Origin of the sequence: Porticoccus sp. W117 (genome assembly GCF_030341905.1) — a bacterium.
Lineage (GTDB): Bacteria > Pseudomonadota > Gammaproteobacteria > Pseudomonadales > Porticoccaceae > SCSIO-12696.
Genome location: NZ_JATAAF010000001.1, coordinates 215,674 through 234,582 on the forward strand (window position 1 = coordinate 215,674; position 18,909 = coordinate 234,582).

14 protein-coding genes are annotated in these 18,909 nt (G+C 52.2%); 5 read left to right on the forward strand and 9 right to left on the reverse strand.

The genetic code is table 11. The features are described 5' to 3' along the window. Positions 1-16 precede the first annotated feature (16 nt). The gene (olsF, locus tag QSV34_RS01045; RefSeq protein ID WP_289151219.1) at positions 17-1,720 is read left to right on the forward strand and encodes a bifunctional ornithine lipid synthase OlsF; all 1,704 of its coding nucleotides are present in this window, start codon (positions 17-19) and stop codon (positions 1,718-1,720) included. Between the two features lie 167 nt (positions 1,721-1,887). Here the strand turns inward: olsF and QSV34_RS01050 are convergent, their stop codons facing one another. Beyond that, positions 1,888-2,118 (reverse strand): SlyX family protein, encoded by a 231-nt coding sequence (locus QSV34_RS01050; protein WP_289151221.1) that lies wholly within the window; start codon positions 2,116-2,118, stop codon positions 1,888-1,890. Between the two features lie 114 nt (positions 2,119-2,232). On the opposite strand from QSV34_RS01050, the gene QSV34_RS01055 reads away from it, so the two are divergent. The 3 genes from QSV34_RS01055 (at position 2,233) to QSV34_RS01065 (ending at position 8,241) form a co-directional block, all read left to right on the forward strand. Continuing rightward, complete coding sequence (locus QSV34_RS01055) at positions 2,233-3,432, forward strand: NAD/NADP octopine/nopaline dehydrogenase family protein (RefSeq protein ID WP_289151222.1); 1,200 nt, start codon at positions 2,233-2,235, stop codon at positions 3,430-3,432. 289 nt (positions 3,433-3,721) lie between these two features. Next, on the forward strand, positions 3,722-7,168 hold the full coding sequence (mfd, locus tag QSV34_RS01060; protein WP_289151224.1) for a transcription-repair coupling factor: 3,447 nt from the start codon (positions 3,722-3,724) through the stop codon (positions 7,166-7,168). Beyond that, positions 7,165-8,241 (forward strand): CsiV family protein, encoded by a 1,077-nt coding sequence (locus tag QSV34_RS01065; RefSeq protein WP_289151226.1) that lies wholly within the window; start codon positions 7,165-7,167, stop codon positions 8,239-8,241. The genes mfd and QSV34_RS01065 overlap by 4 nt, the downstream gene beginning before the upstream one ends. Before the next feature lie 66 nt (positions 8,242-8,307). On the opposite strand, the gene QSV34_RS01070 is transcribed toward QSV34_RS01065, so the two are convergent. From QSV34_RS01070 to QSV34_RS01080, 3 genes are all read right to left on the reverse strand, one after another. Further along, a complete protein-coding gene (locus QSV34_RS01070) occupies positions 8,308-9,672 on the reverse strand; it encodes a TlpA disulfide reductase family protein (RefSeq protein WP_289151228.1) in 1,365 nt (454 codons plus the stop codon). Positions 9,673-9,782: 110 nt separating this feature from the next. Further along, the gene (locus QSV34_RS01075; RefSeq protein ID WP_289151230.1) at positions 9,783-13,058 is read right to left on the reverse strand and encodes a TonB-dependent receptor; all 3,276 of its coding nucleotides are present in this window, start codon (positions 13,056-13,058) and stop codon (positions 9,783-9,785) included. Between the two features lie 197 nt (positions 13,059-13,255). Next, complete coding sequence (locus QSV34_RS01080; protein ID WP_289151231.1) at positions 13,256-14,275, reverse strand: FecR family protein; 1,020 nt, start codon at positions 14,273-14,275, stop codon at positions 13,256-13,258. 177 nt (positions 14,276-14,452) lie between these two features. On the opposite strand from QSV34_RS01080, the gene QSV34_RS01085 reads away from it, so the two are divergent. Continuing rightward, the gene (locus QSV34_RS01085) at positions 14,453-15,061 is read left to right on the forward strand and encodes an RNA polymerase sigma factor (protein ID WP_289151233.1); all 609 of its coding nucleotides are present in this window, start codon (positions 14,453-14,455) and stop codon (positions 15,059-15,061) included. 4 nt (positions 15,062-15,065) lie between these two features. Here the strand turns inward: QSV34_RS01085 and QSV34_RS01090 are convergent, their stop codons facing one another. The 5 genes from QSV34_RS01090 to QSV34_RS01110 form a co-directional block, all read right to left on the reverse strand. After that, complete coding sequence (locus QSV34_RS01090) at positions 15,066-15,773, reverse strand: 4'-phosphopantetheinyl transferase family protein (protein WP_289151235.1); 708 nt, start codon at positions 15,771-15,773, stop codon at positions 15,066-15,068. Next, entirely contained in the window at positions 15,763-16,353 is a 591-nt protein-coding gene (locus tag QSV34_RS01095; protein ID WP_289151236.1) for a hypothetical protein, read from the reverse strand. The genes QSV34_RS01090 and QSV34_RS01095 overlap by 11 nt, the downstream gene beginning before the upstream one ends. Then, a complete protein-coding gene (locus QSV34_RS01100) occupies positions 16,350-17,111 on the reverse strand; it encodes an S-methyl-5'-thioinosine phosphorylase (protein ID WP_289151238.1) in 762 nt (253 codons plus the stop codon). The genes QSV34_RS01095 and QSV34_RS01100 overlap by 4 nt, the downstream gene beginning before the upstream one ends. A gap of 98 nt (positions 17,112-17,209) precedes the next feature. Continuing rightward, positions 17,210-17,782, reverse strand: coding sequence for a hypoxanthine-guanine phosphoribosyltransferase (locus tag QSV34_RS01105; protein WP_289151239.1), 573 nt, complete (start codon positions 17,780-17,782; stop codon positions 17,210-17,212). Positions 17,783-17,787: 5 nt separating this feature from the next. Next, positions 17,788-18,906, reverse strand: a complete 1,119-nt coding sequence (locus tag QSV34_RS01110; protein ID WP_289151240.1) for a mechanosensitive ion channel family protein — start codon at positions 18,904-18,906, stop codon at positions 17,788-17,790. Positions 18,907-18,909: the final 3 nt, after the last annotated feature.

The following is an 18,909-nucleotide window of genomic DNA, read 5'->3' on the forward strand; positions in this document are numbered from 1 at the left end:
GGCTACAGGTTCGCTTATGCTCGACGTGGAAAATCTGGTGCAGCAGCACTGCCCCAAAGCGGTAGAAAACAAACCGCTGATTGCCCGCCCTCTCACCAAAGTGCTGCGGCTGCTGTTTCACGAAAAGGATTTCAAACAATTTGAGCAGGACTACGCTCACCTGGAAGGCTTCGACTTTGTCGAACAGTGCCTGGCGCACTTTGGTTTTAGTTACCGGGTGCGTGATAACGAGCGCGAATCCATTCCCAATACCGGCCGCGCAGTAATAATTGCCAACCACCCTATCGGCTCGCTGGACGGTTTAGCGCTGTTGAAAATGGTGCGCGAAATTCGCCCGGACGTGAAAGTGCTGGCCAACGATTTACTCGCCAGCATCAAGCCGCTGCAATCTTTGCTGCTGACCAACCCTTGCAATCGCGAACAGATGAACGAGGCGCGACAACAGTTGGAAAACGAAGGCGCGCTTATCGTATTTCCCGCTGACAATGTTTCCAGCCCAAGCATCAAAGGGGTGCGCGACAAAAAGTGGAATTCTACTTTCCTGCGCCTGGCCAGCAGCACCAAATCTCCGGTGTTGCCGGTGTATGTGGACGGCCGCAACTCCGCCTTCTTCTACGCGTTGAGTTTTATGGCGCGGCCCGTTTCCACCCTGTGGCGAGTACGGGAGATGTTCCGCCACGCCAGCAGCTGCATCGACATTCGCATCGGCGCTCCCATCAGCTACGACAGTTACCAGCAGGTCGCAGTACCCATGCGCGGCAAAGTGCGCCTGTTCAAACACCACCTGTACCGCATTGGCAAAGGCAAGCGCGGCGTATTCGGTACTGAGGTGGCGGTTTCCCACCCGGAAAACCGCGCTCTGTTGAAAGAAGAAATTGAACAGTGCAAACGGCTGGGGGAAACCAGCGACGGCAAGCACATTTACCTGTACCACTACCGGGCCAATTCCAGCATCATGCGCGAAGTGGGCCGCCTGCGGGAAATCGCCTTCCGCGCGGTGGGCGAAGGCTCCGGCAGCCGCCGCGACAACGACCTGTATGACCAGCACTACATGCACCTGCTGTTGTGGGATTCCATCGAGCTGGAAATTGCCGGTGCCTACCGCTTTTGCGATGCCCGCAAAGCGCTGGACGACATGGGTGAAAGCAGCCTCTACTCCGCCACCCTGTTCAACTACCGCGACACCATGAAGCCTTATTTCGAGCGCGGCCTGGAACTGGGGCGCAGCTTTGTGCAACCCAAATACTGGGGTAAACGCAGTCTGGAATACCTGTGGTACGGCATTGGCGCCTTTTTGCGTGAAAACCCAGAATACCGCTATCTGTTCGGCCCGGTGACATTGAGCGACACCTATTCCCAGCACGCCAAAGACATGATCGTGCATTTTTACAGCAACCACTTCCCGGCCCGGCAAAACCTGGTGGACTGCACTCTGCCCTACACCATCGCCGCGGATCGCAAAGTACAACTGCAACAGCAATTTCCTGGCAAGGACTACCGCGAAGAATTCGCCGCCCTGAAAAGCCAACTCAGCCACATGAACTGCAGCGTGCCAACCCTGTACAAACAGTACACGGAAATCTGCGAATCCAACGGTGTGCAGTTTGCCGGCTTTAACATTGACCCGGATTTCAAAAACGCCATCGATGGTTTGATTATGGTCGACCTGACCAAGCTAAAGCCCAACCGCCGGGAACGCTATCTGGGCATCAGCTCCTGAATCGCAAACACAACCGAATTAACCCCCTCGCAATAGTGAGTTTGCCCCCTGGAAACAGGGGGCTTTTTTTCAATTTTTTGTCATCCTGAGCGAAAGCGAAGGATCTCTTTGCTTAGCTGAATACCAGGATTCTTCGCTACGCTCAGAATGACAAAATAACAAAAACTTCAATAATGCGGTGGCGGTGGTTCTTCGCCACCTTGCCCGCCAGCACCACCCGCATCTATATCCTTAAAACGCTCAATCAGAGTTTCACAGGCCAGTTGCAATTGATCCAGCTGATCCTGCTGCTTGCACACCACCTGGTTCAGTGCCTGAATGGTATCTTCCTGGTAAGCCAGCTTGGTTTCCAGCTCAATAATGCGGTCGTTGTCAGTACTCATTGGGGGAGTGCTCATGGTGGGCGTTTGTCCTCTGTCAATCAGGCGGGATAATACCTCATTTGATAGGTCCATTCGCGGCAATGAGCGGGTATCATGGCCGGCAAAATAACAATACCCAGAGACCACCCAATGAACCCCACGGCCAACATATCCATCAATACACAAACCCCAACCGTTTGCATTATCGGCGGTGGCAATGCCGCCCACGTGCTGGCGGCGCTGTTGCCGTCGCGGGGAATCAGCACACGGGTACTGGCCACCTTTGGGGACGAGGCGGAGCGTATGGCCAACGGCGTTGCCGAACAAGGCCATATCAGCGCCGAGTTTGCCGAACACAATCCAGTGAAAGGTACTGTTAACGGCAAACCGGAAATAATCTCCGCCAACCCGACAGAGGTGATTCCCGGTAGTGACGTATTGCTACTGCCATTGCCCTCTTTCGCCTACCAGAGCGTTCTGGAAACCATTAAGCCGCATCTAAAACCTGGCATGGCTATCGGCGTCACTCCTGGCCAGGGAGGCTTCGACTGGGTGGCGCGAGAAGTGCTTGGAGACTTGGTGGATCAACTGGTGCTATTTGCTATTCTGCCTATGCCCTTTAACTGCCGCATTACCGATTACGGCAAGCAGGTGGAAGTTCAGGAGTTCAAGCATAACTACCGGGTGGGTGTGCTACCCACCAGCGCCACCAACGACATCATCGCGCTGAATGAAAAACTGTTCGGCCACACAGAAAGCTGCGGCCATTTTCTCAGCGCCACCCTGTACCCGGTAAACGCCATCCTGCATCCTTCCCGCCTCTATACCCTTTGCAAAGACTGGCAGCCGGGACAAACACTGCCGGAAAACCCGCTGTTTTACGAAGGCATGACCGAAGCTGCAGCGGACATGATGAACGCACTAAATAAAGACCTTATAGCTATTGGTAACGGGCTGGTAGCCGCCGGCAAGGAAGCCATCGAAGTACCCCATATCTACGACTTTCTAACCCGCTATGTGTACGAAGACAATTCGCCAGACCTGGCGACATTCTTCCGTACTAACCCGGCCTATAAAGGCTTTCGCTGTCCCTTTAAAGAAGTGGAAGGTGGTTGGGAGCCAGACTTCGCCAACCGTTACTTTACCGAGGACATTCCTCTGGGATTGTGCGTATACAAAGGTGTTGCCGACCTGGCTAGTGTTGCAACACCGACCATTGATACTGTGATTACCTGGGCCCAACAGCATATGGGCAAGGAGTATGTGGTAGATGGCAAGCTGTGCGGTCGAGATGTGGGGGAAACTCACGCGCCGCAGCGGTTTGGGATTACGGAACTGGCCCAACTGTAGGGCACTCGACATGAAGATCAGGAACCGGAGAGGCTTTTCCAGATCTTCTGCGGCAGGGATGCCGCAGAGGAGCCTACACGGATGCTTACTTTATGAAAGAAAGCACGGCGTGTCTGGAAAAGTCTCTCCGGCTCCTGATCGCCACCCAAACCCCAAAGCCACCAGCTTCTGATCGCCCCCAAACATTTGTGTCGGCCTAAAGGCCGACCTACAGGGGAAAGCCCCTTCTAACCCAACACTCACCCCGCTAAAATAGCGCCTCCAACGCACCCGCCAGAAGTAGAACCCCATGCCGTTACTGCACCCGCCCGAACCCCCTGCCGCTGGCCAAAAGCACCGTTGGGCTGGATTGCAAGGGGCTGGCCCGGCGTTGGCCATCAGCGAAGCGGCGCAGCAGTTTGACGGCCTGACGCTGGTGATTACCGACGCCGCCAAAGCAGCGACGCAGCTGGAGACGGAGCTGTCGTTCTTTAATAGCGAACTGCCTGTACTGCACTTCCCGGATTGGGAAACCCTGCCCTACGATCTGTTTTCCCCTCACCAGGATATTGTCTCCGAGCGGCTGCGCTGCCTGCATCGCCTGCCCCAGGTCAGCAAGGGCATTCTGATTGTGCCCGCCTCCACCCTGATGCACCGGCTGGCGCCGCCGTCGTTTATCAGCGGCCACTCCTTTGTGTACAAAGCCGGCGATACTGTGGATGTGGACCGCTTGCGGGAACAGCTGCAACAGGCCGGCTACCAATGTGTGGATACGGTCTACGAACACGGCGAATACGCCGTGCGAGGCGCGCTGGTGGATATCTTCCCGATGGGTTCCAAACACCCCTTCCGCCTCGACCTGTTCGACAACGAAATCGAATCCCTGCGTAGCTTCGACCCGGAAAGCCAGCGCACCATCGACCAGCTGGACGTCATCGACCTGCTGCCCGCCAAAGAGGTGCCGCTGGATAAAACCGGCATCCGTCGCTTTCAAGACAACTGGCACAGCCGCTTTGAAGTAAACCCACGCAACTCCACCTTGTATCAGGACATCAGCAATGGCGTTGCTTCCCAAGGTATCGAGTACTTTTTGCCTTTGTTTTTTGAGCAGTGCGCGACTCTGTTCGACTACCTTCCCAGCGATACCCAAGTATTTACCAGTGGGAATCTGGAAAACTCAGCCGAGCAGTTTTGGCAAGAGGCCAGCGGCCGCTTTGAAGAATACGGCGTCGACCGGGAACGGCCACTGTTGCCGCCAACCGAAGTGTTTGTGCCCGTCAACGAACTGTTTGCCACCCTCAAACAATGGCCGCGAATAGATATTAACAGCGGCCAGCAAAGTGGTGCCGGGGCCAGCAATTTTGCGGTACGAACGGCACCGGAAGTAGCGGTGGATTCTCGCGCCAGCAACCCGTTACTGGCACTTGAAAGTCACCTGTTGGAACAGCCAAAGCAGCGTATCCTCTTTTGCGCCGAATCCGCTGGCCGCAGGGAAACCTTGCTGGAATTGCTGGCCGACATCCGCCAGCAGCCCGTAGAGGTTTCCAGCTGGCAGGAATTCTTAAGCAGCGACCACACCAGCGCTATTACTATCGCGCCGCTGGATCGCGGGTTCTCCCTGGAACAGCCGTCTATATGCTTGATCAGCGAAGGCGACTTATTCGGCCAGCAGGTAATGCAACGCCGCCGTCGCTCCCGCACTCAGGATCAGGCGGACAACGTCATCAAAAACCTCACCGAGCTGCGGGAAGGCGCGCCGGTGGTGCATATCGACCACGGCGTAGGCCGCTACCGGGGCTTGCAAACCATCGGCGTCAACGACGAAATGCAGGAATTCCTGACCCTGGAATACGCCGACGACACCAAACTCTATGTGCCGGTATCCTCCCTGCATTTGATCAGCCGCTACAGCGGCTCTGAAGAAGACACAGCACCCCTGCACCGGCTGGGCAGTGAAAGCTGGCAGAAAGCCAAAGACAAAGCCGCCAAAGAAATTCGCGATACCGCCGCAGAGCTGCTGCAGGTGTACGCCCAACGAGCTGCCCGCAAAGGCTTCAGCTTTAGTGACCCACAACAGGATTACCTGTCCTTTAGCCGCGACTTCCCGTTTGAGGAAACCCCCGACCAGCAGGACGCCATCGACGCCGTAAAAAAAGACCTGCTGGCGGAACAGCCCATGGATCGCCTGGTGTGTGGCGATGTGGGCTTTGGCAAAACCGAAGTGGCCATGCGCGCCGCCTTTATTGCGGTGAGCAATAGCAAGCAGGTAATTATTCTGGTGCCCACCACCCTGCTGGCCCAGCAGCACTACGAAAACTTTAAAGACCGCTTCGCCAACTGGCCGGTGACCGTGGAAGTGCTGTCCCGCTTCCGCACCGCCAAAGAACAGGATTCAGTAATCCAGCGCGCCGCTGAAGGCAAAGTGGATATTTTGATCGGCACTCACAAACTGCTAAATAACAGCATCAAGTACAAAAACCTGGGGCTGCTGATTATCGACGAAGAGCATCGCTTTGGGGTGCGTCAGAAAGAAGTGATCAAAGCGCTGCGTGCGGAAGTGGATATTCTCACCATGACCGCCACCCCAATTCCTCGCACCCTGAATATGGCCTTTGGCGGCATACGGGATTTATCCATTATCGCCACACCACCAGCCAAACGATTGGCAGTAAAAACCTTTATTCGCCAGAGCGAAACCCGCCTGATTCACGAAGCCATACTGCGGGAAACCCTGCGCGGCGGTCAGGTGTACTACCTGCACAACGAAGTGAAAACCATCGACAATGTAGCCCGGGAATTACAGGAATTGATCCCGGAAGCCCGCATTGGCATCGGCCACGGCAAAATGCGCGAGCGCGAGCTGGAACAGGTGATGTCCGACTTCTACCACCAGCGCTTTAACCTGCTGGTGTGCACCACCATTATCGAGACCGGCATCGATGTGCCCAGCGCCAATACCATTATTATCGAGCGCGCCGACAAATTCGGCATCGCCCAGCTGCACCAACTGCGGGGCCGGGTGGGTCGATCTCACCATCAGGCTTACGCCTACCTGCTGACACCCCACCCGAAAACCATGACCAAAGACGGCGTCAAACGGCTAGAAGCCGTCAGCGCCGCCGACCACCTGGGCAGCGGCTTTACCCTGGCCACCCACGACCTGGAAATTCGCGGTGCCGGAGAATTGCTGGGGGACGAACAGAGCGGCCATATCCAGCGCATCGGCTTTACCCTGTATATGGAACTGCTGGAAAAAGCCGTACAAGCCATTCAGGATGGCAAAGAACCGGACGTGGAAGCGGCCATGCACGACAACGTGGAGATCAATCTGCGTATTCCTGCATTGATCCCCGACGACTACCTGCCCGACGTACCCATGCGCCTGCAGATGTACAAACGCCTGGCCAGCGCCCGCAACAGTGCGGAACTGAAAGAGCTGCAGGTGGAAATGATCGACCGCTTTGGCCTGCTGCCTGAATATTTGAAGAACCTGATTCGGGTCACTGAGCTGCGCTTACAGGCGGAAGCGCTGGGTATCACCAAGATCGAGGCCAACGCCACAGGCGGCGGCATCAGCTTTGGCCCTAACACTTCGGTGGAGCCCATTACCATCGTGCAGCTTGTGCAACAGCAGCCAGACCGTTATCGTTTCCAGGGTGCCACTGAGCTGCGCTTTTCCGCCGCCATGAAAACCAGCGATTTGCGTATTAATACTGTGAAAAAATTACTAGAGACACTGAAGGGAGATGAGAGATGAGAGATGAGAGACGGAAAACCCGGTTAGGGAGTGGTTGGCCTTTGCGTCTCCCGTCTCTCGTCTCTCGTCTCCCGCTGCTACTGCTGGCCCTGCCAGCGACAGCCGCTGACGACGCAGAAAAGTGGTATCAGGTGGAAGTCATTATCTTTCAGCAAACCGACCACTACGGTCAGGAAAAGCCGCGCCGGGATGTCACACTACAATACCCTGGCAATCACCTGGAGCTATTCGATCCAAACAAGATCATTGACGAAGCGGAAAGCGAAGAAAACAGTCAGGAAGGCGATTCAGAGGTTGTTGAAGTCGTAGAGCAAGCGCCCGCTGAAACACCGACTTCGATTTTATTCACACAGGAACCTGAACAGCCCGAACCCGAAAAAGAAAAACCTTTCCAGGTACTGGAATCGGACCAGCGCCAACTCAACAACTACGCCACCGCCCTGCGCCGTCGTTCCGGCTATCAGGTGCTCTACCACCAGGCCTGGCGCCAACCGGGTATTGGTTTTGCCCAGGCACCCTGGATTCTTGTACGCGCCGGTGACCGCTACGGCGAGCACTTTCAACTGGAAGGCAGCTTGCGCCTGGTGCGCTCCCGCTACCTGCATTTGGAAACCAACTTGTGGCTGAGCCGTTTTGTGGAAAACCTGGATCAACAACAACCCGGATTCGAGCGATTTGAAGGCTTTGAAAACTTCGAAGGCGCCGAGGATATTTGGCCACTGCTGCCGGAGTACCCCATTGCTGACATAGAGCCGCAAGTGGAAATTACTGATGAATTGGAGCTGTCCCCAGACAGTCAGAATCCTGGTGAATTTGAAGAACTGACTCTGGAGCCGCTAAACAGCCAACCACTGTTCCAGATTGGCGAGCTCATTCCAGAGGGGCCGCAATACAAAGCGGACGAAATCAACCTGTTTAAAACCAGCCGCCGCATGCGCCGCGATGAACTGCACTATCTGGATCACCCGAAAATGGGGGTTCTGGTGCAGGTGACCCATTACGAAGTGCCGGAGCCGAAGGCTGAAGTGGATGAGCCGGTACCGGCACCACTGTTATTGAAAGGCAGTCAGTAGATTATCAAAGCAAAAAAATCCCCGCGATTGCGGGGATTTTTTTGAATCAGGAATAACCGTAACAATTTATTTCAACAATTCTTCCAGCTTTTCGTCTAGCTTATGCCCGCGTAGATTGCGAGCAACCACCTTACCGGTTTCACCATCCACCAGATAGTTAGCGGGCACACCAGTTACTTCGTAGAGCACCGTAGGCTCACTCTCGCTGCCAAAACCGGTGTCGATCCAGGGCATTTGTTCTTCTTCTGAAGCATCGGCCCAGGCGTCCTTGTCATCGTCAATGGTGAAGGAGAAAATTTCGAACCCCTTGGCGTTGTATTCCTCATAGGCTTTTTTCATATGGGGAATTTCTGCTCGGCACGGGCCACACCATGACGCCCAGAATTCCAGCAACACATATTTGTTTTTGCCACGGACATCTTTCAGAGAAACCGTTTTTCCCGCCAGAGTTTCAGCATCGAAGTCCTTAATATCACCGCCGACTTTAGCGATGCTTTCGTTGCGATCTCGCTTGGCGTAATACGCTTCCTGTTTGGCGATATAGCCGTGTACCCATGCATCCTGAGGGGCCATTTCCCGAATTTGATAGGCCGACTGCAACATCCAGCGCCCACCAAGCCAGGCAGTCTGGATAGCCAGTTTGCGAGCCAGCACATCCGGGTGAGTCATAGCGACTGTTTTACGGCCTTCTGTTTCCAGATTCAGCATCTTGTGTTGTGCTTCCGCTGCAGCATCAAGACGAGCGCGCTTTTGTTCTTCTGACTCACCATCTACCGAGCGATACAGGCGATTCATTTCCGCTTTAGTATCGCGATATTCCGGCGACAGTTTCCAGGAGTTGTACACCGCATCGTTATAGGTGCCGCCTGTTACAGCAAAGGTGCTGTTTTCATCAAACGACATGGTGAGGTTGCCCGGTTCCAGGATGAAACCCTGACCTTTTGTGGGTGCCAACCGCGCGCCACTTTTGGAGCGAGCGTTTAGCACATAAAAGTACACTTGACGGACTTCATCCACTTCACCGGAAAGCGTAAAGCGGCCATCCTCCAGTTTCGCCTCAGCCACAACATTAAGGCTGTTGTACAACGCGCTGTCGTCGGCAGGCGCAGACATCGACATTGCCGCACCCATAGCAACAGCACCTGAGCTGGCCTTGGTGGCTTTAGCCGGTTTAGCGGCTTTGGTGGCTGTTGTGGCTGCAGCCATAGAGCTCATCGTTGCTGCCTTGGCTTTTTGCTTGGGCTCATTTACCCAAATAACCAGGTCGCCACTGACGTAACGGGAAGACAAATCGCCGGACAAGGTATAACTACCTGATTGAGATGGCGCTTCTGCCGCTGAGTTTGACGCTTGCTGGCCAGCATTTGTATCGGCATTACAACCGCCAATTAAAAATGCCAGGCTGGCGGTAAAAGCAAAAAATTTGTTCATTAGAACCCTCCAAAAAAATATCAAAATCGCTGTGTTCGTCAAAAGTCCTTATCAACGGACACAGTCGATAATAAAAATACACACGTCCCTGTGTGCTTATCAGTCAAGAATTAAAACTCTTTTTGCAGGCGGAGATTGAATACCCGACCGCGAGCTAGTGCATTCAATACATTGGCACTTCCACGCCTTACATCTCCAGTCTCAGCCACTACCACACTGCTCTCACTGAAATCGTTGGTGAGATTTTCAACACCAAAGGTTCCTTTAACGCCGTCCATCCAAGCTGGCGCGTCAAATAAACTCCCACTGTCAAAGTCATAGCTCAAAGTAAGGTTTACGGTATCTGCAGCTTTAAATACTTCGGTGAATAGAAGATCACCGCCTCCGCCAAAAGTCCTTCTCTTAGTAGTGCTTCTCTGATTAATGTTTAAAGAAGCAGAAAGGCCATCACCAAACCAGCTAACCTGTGCATTACCTGAATACTTGGGAACTCCATTAAAACGCGAATCCTCACTGACTCCGACAACATCAATGAGCGTATCGGCAACATCTGGCCGAAAGGCATGTTTATTGATTTTTGATAACAACAAATCAAAACCGAAATCCCCAGCATCTGTAGACAGTAAATAATTCAAATTAAAATCATATCCAGAGCGATTAAGGCTTGCTGCATTAGTAAAACGTGTATCCAAAGTAAATGTCTGCTCACCGTCTTCATCAACACCAACGATAACATCGCTGGGAAGGTTATCGAGACTAACAATGGCACCATTACTGTTGAGAGTTGTAATACGGTTTACATAATCTGTTTTTGAATGAGCAAGAGTTGCGGTCAAACCGGGAATAAAATCCGGTGTCAGTTCAATAGAAATATTCCTAGACCGTCCATTTTCATTTTCCAGCCTAGGGTTACCCCCCGCCAGCTGCTGATCAAAGAAAACAAAACCGAGTGAACCATCTTCATTTTCTACAAACAAAAATGCGAATGGCCCATCAAATCGAGGATCCGTTGACCTAAAAAGCTGATTCAACTGCGGAGCAAGAAACGAAGTCTGCCAGTTGGCACGAACTCGAATCTGGTCGCTAACACCCCAAATTAAACCACTACCCCAAGTTCCATCGCCACCAGCTGCAACCGGCGTATTAAAAGCTTCAAATTCAGCTACCGCTTCAAGGTCAGCGGGATCAGGAAGTGGAACATCCAAACTACGAGTTGCATCCGGCGCGTCATAAGAGTCATAACGACCAGACAGTGTCAGGTCAAGCGATTGCATCAAAGGCAAACTATTGCTCTCGCCAATTAATGGCACAAGACTTTCAATGTAAACTGACTGGGAGTCTCGACTGATAGAGGCATCAAAAGGATTCGCCCCAACCGCAGAAACTGTGTTTGCACTCACTAAAAATTCTGAGGCCGAATTAATTTCCCTGCTCTGCCATTGAACACCTATGGCCAAACTAACATCCCCAGCGGGTAGCGAGAATAAAGAACCATTAATATTTGCATCAACTACTGTCAATTCATTGCGAGTGTTCGAAAGCTGTTCTGGCAACAGAAAACCACTCAAACTGGCGAATGGATTAATTGGGTCAGGTTCAGCACAGTCATAAACATCTGTAGATGGTGCACCAAAAAATCCCGGTTGAGTACGATTAAATACACAATCCGCACTGGGCGCTGGCGCTCCTACAGCAACAGAAACTTCCTGAGTGCCACCATTACTGGCAAATCCATTCCTTATAGTTTCCCGATCAACCCTCGGGCCTCTAATTCCATCGATAGTGCTACGGCCATAAGAAAAGCCTGCATCCCAGTGCCAGTCGTTACCAATATCACCGGACAATTCCAAATCAAGGTTCCAACGATCCGAATCTGCAAAATCAAAACTTCTTGGTGCATCGGATAACAGGGCTACATAATTAAATGTACGATCAAATGGATTAAATGGATTGCCATCATCGACACGTTCAAGGATTCCCGGAACACTGCCATTGCTGGTAGTTTCACGAGTTGAGTAATCCAGTGTACCTCTGAAATGGAGACTGTCAGTCAGCTTTTGATCCAAAGCAAGATTGATGGCATAACTGTCTTCTTCTGGCAGTAGTAACGTTCCAGCATCTGCCTCCCCAGTACCTGTGACCGAATTATCTGTAGCCATTAGATTGGTGATGTCATTTATATCACTATCCTGGTTAAATCCAGTGGGCAAGGTCACTGCGTTGATAGCAGTGAAGTTAGCTTGGTCAGCGGGGTCAAGGGCATTAAATTCACTCACTGTGATATTCATGCCATTGCCGTTATACAGTAATGGGCCAGCTACCGCCTGTGGCGTAAAGCCAGGACGAGGCAAATTAAACAAATTCACGGTATTAGTTTGTGGATCAGTTAATCCAAGCCCGCTTTGGTCCGCTACCAACCCAGTATGTTGGTCATATTCAAATCCTAATTTCAGGCTCCCTCCTTCCCAGCTAATTCCACCATCGGCAAAGAATTTATATTCATTAAAACCGCCCGATCCTGGTTCGCCAAATTCGACGCCAACATTTACACCCTGGTAGTCTTTTTTGGTGATAATGTTTACCACACCACCGACTGCATCGGAGCCATAAATGGCTGAAGCACCATCCAATAGAACTTCGACTCGCTCTACCTGAGACAAAGGAACAATACCGCTAACGTCGGTAACACCGCCGAATAGACCATCGCTGCTGCGACGGCGACCATCTACCAATATCAAGGTAGAATTACTACCCAAGCCACGTAAGTTAACTGTAGAGGCTCCTGTTAAGTTCGTGGCTCCATTTAATGAACTCCCTGCGAATGCTGATGTACCTTGAAAATTCTGCGGCAACCGCCTCAAAAAACGCTCAAGAGATGTTTCACCAGATGCCTCAATATATGAGCTGTCATAGGTAAATACTTGACCAGCAATCTTTGACTTATCCGTCGCCAAACGACTACCCGTAATAACAACCTCTTCATCCACCTCAATCTTTGTCGCATCCCGGGACTCCGAGCTCTCGGCCGCCTTGATAATCACTGTATCGTCATTGCGAAATTCGTAGCTCAAACCAGATTGGGAAAGCAAAGATTCCAAAGCTTTTTCGCTGCTAACCTCTCCCTGGAGAAGTGGAGAATTTAGCCCTCTGAGCATGTCGCTGTTAACGATCACCTGCAATCCGCTCTGACTGGAAAACTGTGCCAGGGCTTCGGCCATTCCCTGTGAAGAAATTGAAAATTCGTGTACATCGTCGGCACCGGCCCATGCCATACCGGCAGTACCGGTCAGTGCGGCCATTAATGCCAGACTCTGAGTTTTTCTTTTAATTACAGATGCCAATCTTTTTTGTTTCACACGGGTAACCGGGCGTTTGATTGCATTCATGGACATAACCTCCCCTAGTTAAAAAAATATTCTATTTTTGGGCAGTTTTTAACTGCTTAGTAATAGTTACGAACGGGAGGCGTATTTTGGGAATAAAAAAGTAAAATTTTTTCAAATTTTTCGAGAACGCAAAGAACAGATAGCTATCTCAAGCTGTAAAACAGCTAACGAGCAGTAAAAAACACAAGGAAATTCGCTCAGATGGGGAAGATGTAAACCGCTTCGGATTGATGAACCACTTTGACGTTAAATACTTCGGGCAAAATATTTAAAAGGTCGTCAATACTGTCGCTGCGCACTGAGCCGGTATAGCGCATGGCTTTCAGCTCTTCGGAGACCACAACAGATTTCTGCCGATAGCGATTTACCCTTTCAAACACTTCTGACAGGGGTTGATCCACAAAAATCAGCTGCCCCTGCTGCCAGGTGAGCGCCACATTCAGATCGACCTGTTTAACGTCGCCAATGGCACCTTCTCTGGAAACCGACACCGATTCCCCAGCCACTAAGCGGGGGTAGTTGCTGCCGTCGTAGTTCTGGTCTGAACTGTTCAGGCCTGCCTGAACAATGCCTTCAGTGACAATCAGGGTAGAACGGTTTTTGAGCAACTCCACATTAAACACTGTCCCCAACGCCTGATATTGCCCTGCCCCGGCAGACACAATAAAGGGGCGTTCAGGGTCTTTGGCCACATCAAACATGGCCTCACCCCTTACCAGCGTGATGCGGCGAGACTGATCGTCATAGGCAAACTGAATCTTGGTGTTTGCACCCAAATTAACTTGCGAGCCGTCAGGGAGTTTGTAGTTGGTGTGTTCGCTGTGAGCAGTCTGCAGCGCCGAAAGGCCCGTCAAAGCCAATACAGGAATTTCCTTTTTTACTGGCAGCAGCAAGAAAATCGACAACACCAAAACTGCTGCTGCCGCTGCACTCTGCCAAATCCAATGGGTATTTCTTTTCGGCAGTGGTACTACATTATTCTGGACGTCCGACAACAAGTCGTCTGGCACCTGCTGGTGGCTAGACGCTTCGGCGGGCAAGTTGTCCGCCATAGACCACAGGTTGGACATTTTTTCATAGGTGTCTCTGTGGTGCGGGCTGGCGTCAATCCAGTTGCGCCATTCCGCCAGAGTATCATCCGCCAGACTGCCCTCATTCAATACCAGCACCCACTCGGCGGCCTCGCCTTCAATGCGATCCATTTCTTGTGTAGTCAAACGAGTGTCCATAAAAAACCTGTCAGGCGATCAGCCAGATACTAATTTCAGATACGAATTGGCGCGATTATACAGAACCAGTTTATTTCTGTAGCTTACCTCTATATACGAACCAACCAACCGTTTTGGGAATAAAAAATGTAAAAATTGCTGATCAACAACAGATAAGCTACTCTTTTGAGACGTTTTCACCCCACTACCAAGCCTATGAGCCCTCGCCACCCCACAGACCAGAAGGACAATGTCATCGACATCCTGTCATCTGGCGGTGATGGCAAAGGCGACAAAACCGCCTATTACAGCCGCCTTTACACCCAGCATCGGGTATGGATGCTGCGCCATGTAAAGAAGTTTGGCGTGTCCGAAGAGGACGCGGAAGAAATCGTTCAAGAGGCGTTTGTCCGCCTGTTGCGACTGGATGAGCCCGATACGCACAGCTATTTGCGTTCCTATTTACAGCGCATTGCCAGCAACATCGCCATCGACCGCTACCGCCGCAACCAGCGCTCACCGGAAGTGCCTGCCAACCCCGAAGACGATAGCCATATTGGCGTCCATCAATTGTCTCCGGATCGCATCCAGCAATCCAGGGAAGTACTGGATGAACTGCAAAAGTGCCTCGGCAGCCTGTCTGACAAATGCCGGACCGCTTTTACTCTCTACAAGATCAAGGGCAAAGGCTACCCGGAAATTGCTGAAGCCATGGGAGTGTCAGAAAGCATGGTGCGCAAATACGTATTGCAAGCCCTGCGCCACTGCTACAGTGAGCTCAAACACCTGTTGTGAACGCTCAATGTGGCAACATCAGTAACGTCACAAGATAACCATCCAGGGACAAATAGCGCCCGGAGAATGTTTGCCCTTTCTGCCAGCGGCTGTTGAGCGTTTCTCTCAAGGCAATTACAAAGCCCTCTTCCGTCACTTCCAGCAATTGCGCTTTATCAAAACCAAAGTACTTGTTCACCGTGGGGTACAGGGCTTTAAACAGGCTTTCTTTGGCGGAAAACATCAGGGTAAAAAACCATGGCTTTTGCCAACAGCCGTTGTCAAACAGCTGGCTATCCTCCGGGGTGGTAATGGTATCGTAGATGCGTTCGCAGACTTCGTCGCTCACCAGGGTTTCGCAGTCTATGCCAACACCAGCGTAATCCCGCTGCCAGCCAGCCACAGCCACGGCTTTTCCGGCGGTGTGTGAGATTGAACCAATGGTTTTTTGGGGCCAGATGGGAATGCGGTTTTCACCGCTTTGCACATTCAGGTTATCGCTACCCAGTGCGCTGAGGGCACGAGCGGCACAGTAGCGGCCAGCGAGGAATTCCGCCTGTCGTTTTGGCACTGCTTTGCTGACCCGTTGCGGCAGAGGAATGTTGAACTGTTGATAACAATCCGGTTGATAAGCCGCAACATCAAAACCGGTGCATTTAATCACCAGTCCTTGTTCAGCTAAAGGTGCAGCGAAGTCGTCGTTTACCAGGAAAGGGAGGGTATTATTTTTCAATGGGAGCTGCGTCATTTTGCTTCAACTGTTCCAGCTCAGCGCGAATATCATCCGCCGCCTGCTGCATATCCCGAGCCGTATCTTGCAGCACTGAACTCATTTCCCGAACCGCGTCATCCAAAGCGCCATCCACCGCTTCGCCAATGGCGTCTCCGGCCTCGCTGATGGTTTCTGCCAAAGCATCCTGCAGTTGCTGAAAAGAGCTGCCCAGCATGGATTGGGTGGTGCGAGTGAAATTTACCCGCCATTGGCCCTGGTGTTGTTCCACGACGGTATCGAAAGACAGGGTGATTCGGCTGTTGTTATTAACAGAGTCAAAAGAAGTGGCCACCAGCGAGGTTTGCTCGTTCTCCCCCAGGCTGACATCACCAATGTGCAGACCTTCGATGCGGCGGTCATCGCTGATGCTAATACCATCCATACTGCCTTTGGTGGCCAAGGCCTTCGCTGCGTCCACATCCCCTGCTGCCATCGCCTGCCAAAACTGTTTCGAGACGGCTTGTGGCGAGTCGTTATTGGTGCAACCTGCCAAAGAAAGTACGCAGAATAGCCACACAAATAAATAGTTAGGCGTTTTCACAGGCTATCTCCTTTTTCCACCATATGCTCACAGGCTCTTGCCAGCACTGCCCGAATTTTTGGAATACTTTGTTCCAGAACGGTCTGAATATCCGCCATGGAAATGGTATCAACGCTGCGTCCGGCAGCCGGGTTGACCACCAGTGCCAGGCAGGCGTAGCCCAATTCCAGCTCACGCGCCAATGCAGCTTCCGGCATTGCAGTCATGCCCACCAAGTCGCAACCGTCCCGCTCCAGACGGTCGATTTCCGCGGCACTTTCCAGCCTTGGCCCCTGGGTCACACCGTGCACACCACCGTTAATAGCCGCTATTCCTTCCGCCTGCAATGCGCTTAACAGTTGTTGGCGCAGCGGTTCTGTATAGGGTTGGGTAAAGTCCACATGAGCGAGTGGCACGTCGGAGCCATCAGAATAGGTGTGTTCCCGGCCCCAGGTGTAGTCGATAATCTGATCTGGCACCACCAACGTGCCAGCACTCATATCCCGGCGAATACCACCCACCGCGTTGACAGCAATCACCGCACTCACACCTTCCTGCTTCAAGGCAGCCATATTGGCACGGTAGTTCACACAGTGGGGCGGGATACTGTGGTCACTGCCATGGCGGGCGAGAAACACCACATCGGCCCCACTTAGTTGGCCACATAGCAGCGACGATGATGGCGAGCCGTATTGGGTGGTAACCGTTTTGTTTTGATGAACCTGCAGTTCCGGCATTTGGGTCAGGCCGGTACCGCCGATAATGGCGATTTTTTTCATAGTGTTACATCGTCATCCTGAGGAGCGTAGCGACGTGAGGATCTCAGAGTTTGAAATTGTGAGATCCTCACGCGGCTGCGCCGCTCAGGATGACAGAATCACTCCCACTCCACCTTCAAACCATAAATCCCCGGCAAGTTGCGCCAGTAACCCAGGTAGTCCATACCGGAACCGAACAAGTAAAGGTCGCTGGTGGTCAGGCCGACAAAATCCGGACGCTGTTTGGCACGCTCTCGATCATGGCGTTTTTCCACCAGTACCGCGGTAAATACTTCTTCCGCCCCCTCGGCACGACAGTGTTCGGCAATGGCTTCCAGGGTAAAGCCCTCGTCAAAAATATCGTCGAGGATAAGCACGGTGCGGTCTTTCATTTCCAGCTGCGGGCGTGCCAGCCAGTTAATCTCGGCGCCGATCATTTCGCCGCGATAGCGGGTGGCGTGCAGGTAATCCAGTTCCAGAGGGAAACGCAGTTGCGGCAACAGTTGGCCAGTAAATACCACACCGCCGTTGAGCACGCAGATAACAATGGGGTTTTTGTCCGCCAGTTTTTCAGTAATGTCACTGGAAATGCGCTCAATGGCAGCGTCCACTTCATCACCAGAACTCAGTTCCAGGGCGTAATCGAGAATTTCAACAACATCTGGTAAGTCATTAGCAGGGGAGTCACTCAAAAGGTTTATGCCTCTGTCGGGTTAGTGGCTATGCCATTCGGCACATGAACAGTGGATGTGGGGAAGGCAATTTCCGCCCCGTGGTTGTCGATAATGGCGGCAATTTTCAGCAATACATCTTGCTTCACTTCGTGGAAGTGTACCCAGTTGCAGGTTTTGGTAAAGGTGTAGACAAAGAAGTCCACAGAAGATGCCGCAAAGCTGTTGAAATTGACGATTAACGTTTGCCTGGTATCGATCTCGTCGTGGGCCAGTAGCATGGCTTTGACATCGGCAACAATGGCATCCATGGCGGCGATATCGTCGTAGCGAATGCCGATGGTTTCGTAAATGCGGCGGTTGGTCATGCGCGACGGATTTTCGATGGATATCTGGGTGAATACCGAATTGGGAATGTACAGCGGGCGCTTGTCGAAGGTGCGAATACGGGTCATGCGCCAGCCGATATCCTCCACCGTACCTTCGATCTCCTGATCCGGCGAACGCACCCAGTCACCCACTTTAAAGGGGCGGTCGAAGTAGATCATCATGCCGCCAAAGAAGTTGGCCAGCAGGTCTTTGGCGGCAAAACCCACCGCAATACCGCCGATACCACCAAAGGCCAGCAAGCCGGATATATTGACGTCAAACTGATCCATCAGAATCAGCGCGGCACTGATAACAACCGCCGCTCGCAATAGTTTGCCTACGGCTTTGGCAGTGGTTTCATCTACCGGTGGCGACTGATATTCAGGATCGAGAAAATTCTGCTCAGCGCGTTTGATAAAATTAAGCAGGAACAGCATTGGCAAAAACACCATCGCTGTGGTGTTGGCAAGCTGTATCAACTTGCCCCACGCTGTCAGCTGCTCGCCAACCGGTACCGTCAAAACCACGCCAGCCGCGATGGCAGCCAAGTTGATACCGGATACCCAGATAAACCAGACTACCGGTCGGCGAAAAGCCTCAATCAGAGCATCATCCCAGACTGTTTTCGTCTTCGCGGCCTGGATTTCGAGACGATCAATCACTTTGTTGACCAGATAACCCAGGAACAACGCAGCAAAAACAATCAGGAAGATTTCCACGACCAGCACAAATTGTTCGCCGATCAGGCCTTCCAGCCAGTTTTCAAACTCCTGCACTTT

Coding starts and splice junctions, on each gene's coding strand:
- QSV34_RS01100 (WP_289151238.1), bottom strand. CDS start 17,111: ATGAAAAAAATCGCCATTATCGGCGGTACCGGCCTGACCCAAATGCCG.
- QSV34_RS01070 (WP_289151228.1), bottom strand. CDS start 9,672: ATGAACAAATTTTTTGCTTTTACCGCCAGCCTGGCATTTTTAATTGGC.
- QSV34_RS01065 (WP_289151226.1), top strand. CDS start 7,165: ATGAGAGATGAGAGACGGAAAACCCGGTTAGGGAGTGGTTGGCCTTTG.
- QSV34_RS01075 (WP_289151230.1), bottom strand. CDS start 13,058: ATGAATGCAATCAAACGCCCGGTTACCCGTGTGAAACAAAAAAGATTG.
- QSV34_RS01050 (WP_289151221.1), bottom strand. CDS start 2,118: ATGAGCACTCCCCCAATGAGTACTGACAACGACCGCATTATTGAGCTG.
- QSV34_RS01055 (WP_289151222.1), top strand. CDS start 2,233: ATGAACCCCACGGCCAACATATCCATCAATACACAAACCCCAACCGTT.
- olsF (WP_289151219.1), top strand. CDS start 17: ATGCTCGACGTGGAAAATCTGGTGCAGCAGCACTGCCCCAAAGCGGTA.
- mfd (WP_289151224.1), top strand. CDS start 3,722: ATGCCGTTACTGCACCCGCCCGAACCCCCTGCCGCTGGCCAAAAGCAC.